Annotated in this window: 2 protein-coding genes; both read left to right on the top strand. The window is 41.8% G+C overall.

Annotated features, from left to right (window positions below; genetic code table 11):
- A partial coding sequence (locus K5Q73_RS21120; RefSeq protein ID WP_220766180.1) for a TonB-dependent receptor occupies positions 1-2,099 on the top strand: 2,099 nt, incomplete at its 5' end.
- Between the two features lie 241 nt (positions 2,100-2,340).
- Positions 2,341-4,380 carry an EAL domain-containing protein gene (locus K5Q73_RS21115; RefSeq protein WP_220765428.1) on the top strand — a complete coding sequence of 680 codons (2,040 nt, stop codon included), beginning with the start codon at positions 2,341-2,343 and terminating at the stop codon, positions 4,378-4,380.
- Positions 4,381-4,484 lie beyond the last annotated feature (104 nt).

Raw genomic sequence — 4,484 nt, 5'->3', positions numbered from 1 at the left:
GGACCGTTATTATCAATACCCGTAAACCTTTTGATCTGGATGCAAACTCATTATTTTTCAGCCATAAGCAAGATTATGGCACCGTCTCTGAGGAGAGCGATCCTGAGCTTTCCGGGTTATACAGCTGGAAAAATAACGAAGAAAGTGTCGGTATCCTGCTTGCGGCTGCCGATGCTAAGACTCACTACCAGCGTAATGGTATTGAATCCAGCATAGGTTGGGGAGAAATCGTACCGACCACATTCGAGCAGCAACGGCAGCGCACAGCGATTAATGCGGTTTTACAGTACCGCCCAACAGATAATCTAGAGCTTGGCATAAATGTAATGCATCTCGATATGCAAGCAAACAATGCCAATACTTCACTGTTTCTTATGTTTCCTGATGATAAAGAAGCAGCTTGTGAGCAAAGGAATGAGGCTGGAACTTGTATTTTCTACCGCCGTGGTGCTGATGATGCCAATCCTGCATGGGCGCAAACATGGGTACGCGAAGCCAGTATGGATTCCAATACCTATGATTTAGATTTTACCTATGAAACCGATGACTACACCTTAGAGGGATTAGTAGGGAATACTAAATCTGCAGGTGGAACTAATACGACCGCTAACTACGGTTTCTGGCTAGGCCAGGCGAGTGATTTTGCTGGAACCTATGATGCTAGCGGTGATGTGATAGATATTAACATCGCCAACCCGTCATTTGGTGCAGAGGACTTTAATGGTCCCTTGGCTCCTGAAGCTTGGTCCCTACGTAAACAGCCAAATTCGGATGAAGAAACATACCTTAAGTTTGATATCACTTTTCCAGTCGATGCCGGTTCAATAACGGCAATTAAAACAGGTGTGAGTTGGGCAAATCATGATGTGAAGCAGGAGTCCTTCGAGGGAATTGCTAGCCCTGATATCATAGCTAAAAATGCATCGGCTTATTACTCTGGGACGGTTTCATCTGGTGCTGGTTTTACGCTGCCTAGGCCAATTCTCGACGCAATGTTAAATGATGCCAAGGCCGCGATAACGCATTTTGATAGCGATGGGCAAGTCTATAAGTCTGGTTACGGTACGATTAACGAAGAAAACTTAGCCTTGTATCTTATGGCTAACTTTGCGACTCAACGTATTAGAGGTAATGTCGGGCTGCGCTATATATCAACTGATGCAGAGTCTGATTTTTACCAGCTTAAGCCTGATGGTTCTTACGCCGATGAGTTGAGCACCTTAACAGCAAGTTATAGCGATTTATTACCTAGTATCAATCTTGCATTTGATCTTGCTCCAGATGTCATCATTCGTGCTTCAGCATCTAAGGTCATTTCTCGCCCTAATTATGACGATATGTTTGCAGCCTCTGCCCTTTCAGGTTACGCCGACGGTATTCCAGGTAACGAAGTGGTTGATAGGGGCAATATTGCATTGACTCCTTTTAAGGCAACCCAAGCAGATCTTGGCATTGAGTGGTATTTCGCTGCAGAAGGCTTGTTATCTGCGACCTATTTTATAAAAGATATCAGCTCATTTATCACCTCTGAGCAATTATTGGATCAAAGTGTAGGGATTATCGATCCTGACTCCGGTGAAGATAGCTGGACTGTATCTACTAAGAAAAATGGTTCGGGTGGGCAGATCCAGGGGCTTGAGTTACAGCTACAGAACGGCTTTGAAAATGGCTTGGGTTACGCTGTCAATTATACCTTTGCAGATTCAAGTGCCCCTGCAGGCTATTACCCAGATCAAGTCAGTGTGTTCTCCGACTCATCTAAACACACGGTAAATTTAGTGGGTTACTATGAAATGGATGCCTTCTCAGCTCGTCTAGCCTACAACTGGCGCAGCGAATACATGATCCGTGAATTGCCCGGCTACTATGGTAATCGTGAGCATCAAGCTTATGGAACAGTCGATTTCAGCAGTCACTATAACATCACTAAGCAGCTCGCCATTTCTTTCGAAGTGGTGAATTTATTTGCAGAAGACAGTATTCAGTTGGGGGTTGCAGCCGATTCGGCAGAAGTGAAACCTGAGCTGCAGCATAACTACCCGGTATTCAGTGCTGAGGGAGAGGCACGCTATAAACTAGGTGTTACGGTTCGATTTTAATATCAAGCAAACTTTAATGTATATTTTATCCAAAATAGGTTGATGAAAAGGCCATGAAGATTTAAATTACACACTGTTTTTTAAGATATTTTAGTTGTCTTTGCGTTGTTTTTTTGTTGCTAACTTTAAGCCTTAACGAGTCGCTGCTTTAATTTGCGGCTCAGTGCATGTGAACATGACTCCGATATTTTCAAATGAACTACCCTACGCAACTTTTGCGGAGCCTCTAAGGTTTTAAATAATGACTTTACGCTATGTCTCTTCGAGAGTGTTAAATTGGAGTAAGGAGTCCAAGCTTTACTTATCAGACCTTGCTGCTATCGCGCTATTACTGCTACCGATAACCTTAGCAAGCTCGTTAGCTATGTTGTTAGGGCATGCATTTAGAGTACTTGAAATAGCGAGTGCCTCAGAGCTACTGTTTTATGTCTCTGATATATTGATAAACCTCTATCCAACAACATTCTGTGTTGTAGCGAGCTATTATCTTTCACAAAAAACCAATGCCTCTAGTGCCATTTTTATTATTTATGCATTAGTGCTTTTTTATATTCTCTCTTTAGGAAGTCAAGACTTCTCGACGAGTCATACATTGCCAAATAATCCACTTTTGGCCTTGTTAAGCGCAATTGCGACCTACTTATACTACTTCTATTTTCCTGTTCGTCTTCTAGACCCTAACTCGTTTGATTTTGCCTCTAGATTAATAAAGTATATTTTCCATATTTTCTGTTTTTCAATCTTTGCATTGTTACTTTCGCAGCTAGTTATATTGACGGGCTCCTATCTGGAAAACCTAGTTTCATCAGTAGGGCTCGATCCTATGACTTTTGCGGGGGGCCTTATTTATCAAACATTGCTTGGGATCTTAGGTGCCGTTGGTATCAATGGCCACAACATGCTGTTTGCAATGAAACAGCAAATCTATGCGGATTCGCTGGCTAATATTGAGGCTTGGCAGGCGGGAGAGGCCTCACTGAATATCATTAGCCAAGGTTTCTATGACGCATTTCTGTCTATGGGAGGCTCGGGTAATTGCATAAGCTTGTTGCTCTGCGTGCTGATATTTAGCCAAAAGTATAACCACAGAATGCTGGCTATCGTTGCTATACCTATGGTGATGTTTAATATCAATGAGGTGTTATTGTTTGGCCTGCCGATTCTGTTTAATCCTATTATGATCATCCCGTTTATCCTCGTGCCGCTGGTGAGTTTCGTGATTGTTTATGCCTGTATCGCGTTGGGTGTTGTATCTCCGGTAGTTAGTATTGTGAACTGGATGACACCGCCGATTTTTAGTGGCTACTTTGCAATGGGGGAACAGTTGGATGGCGCGCTTCTGCAAATGTTCGTCATTACAGTCGGTATATTTATTTATCGACCTTTCTATCTAGTCTATGTTGGAAAACACCTAATATCGCTTGACCCAAATACTCGCTATGCCGCCGCAGAAGGTTCGATTTTCAATCATGTTCTGCGGAGTGTTAGAGACTCAACCCATGACAATATTACCCAGTCATCGGCACAAAAGCGTATGGCTAAGATTTTAAGGCAAGGCAATCTGGTCATGTTTTATCAAAAAATACAGTCAATCCAGAATAAAGAGCAATACAACTACGAAGCACTGCTCCGCTATGTTGATGATAAAGGAAAGTTATGCTCGCCAGAATTTATTTTAGACTTCCAATTATTAGAAGCCATGCCCCTGCTGGATAAGCTGGTTATTGAGCTAGTATTAACTGATATGCAGAAAATGGATTTACGGCTAGGAGGACGAGTATCAATAAATGTGTCGGTGGCCTCCATTGAAAAACCAGATTTTGTGTCGCACTTATTGTCTAGGCTCGATCACTACTCTATTGCGCCCACATCGATAGAAATAGAAATCACAGAGGAAGCAATGTTAAGTGATAAGGTCTTCTTAACTAGGGTGATGACTGAGCTCCAGCAAAGCAAGATAACTATCGCGATGGATGACTTTGGCTCTGGCTATGCCTCATTTCCTCATTTGCTGCAGTATCCATTTAATAAAGTCAAAATAGATAGATCATTGCTGTTGGATGCGCAATCGAATAAAGGCAAAGAAATTTATAAACTGGTGACTAAGTTAGGCGAGATAGCTAATTGTAAAATCGTTGCTGAAGGCGTAGAAACTCAGCAGGAATTTGAATTTATTGAAAATTGTGGTGTTGATTTTGTGCAAGGATTTTACTTAGCAAGGCCTTTACCGCTTGAAAAGTTGCATGGAAACCTAGCTGTAGGCAACAAAATTGCGTCGTGAATTGTGCTTTGTAACACTCAAAAAAACGATTATTTTTGATACCCGATAAAAAAAGAGATATAAATAGTTGATTTTAAGAGAGACAATGCATTAATAATAATGTT

The organism is Shewanella sp. MBTL60-112-B2 (assembly GCF_019655055.1).
Lineage (GTDB): Bacteria > Pseudomonadota > Gammaproteobacteria > Enterobacterales > Shewanellaceae > Shewanella.
The sequence above is the reverse complement of the archived record's forward strand: the minus strand, read 5'-3'. Positions and strand labels throughout refer to the sequence as shown.

Coding starts and splice junctions, on each gene's coding strand:
- K5Q73_RS21115 (WP_220765428.1), top strand. CDS start 2,341: ATGACTTTACGCTATGTCTCTTCGAGAGTGTTAAATTGGAGTAAGGAG.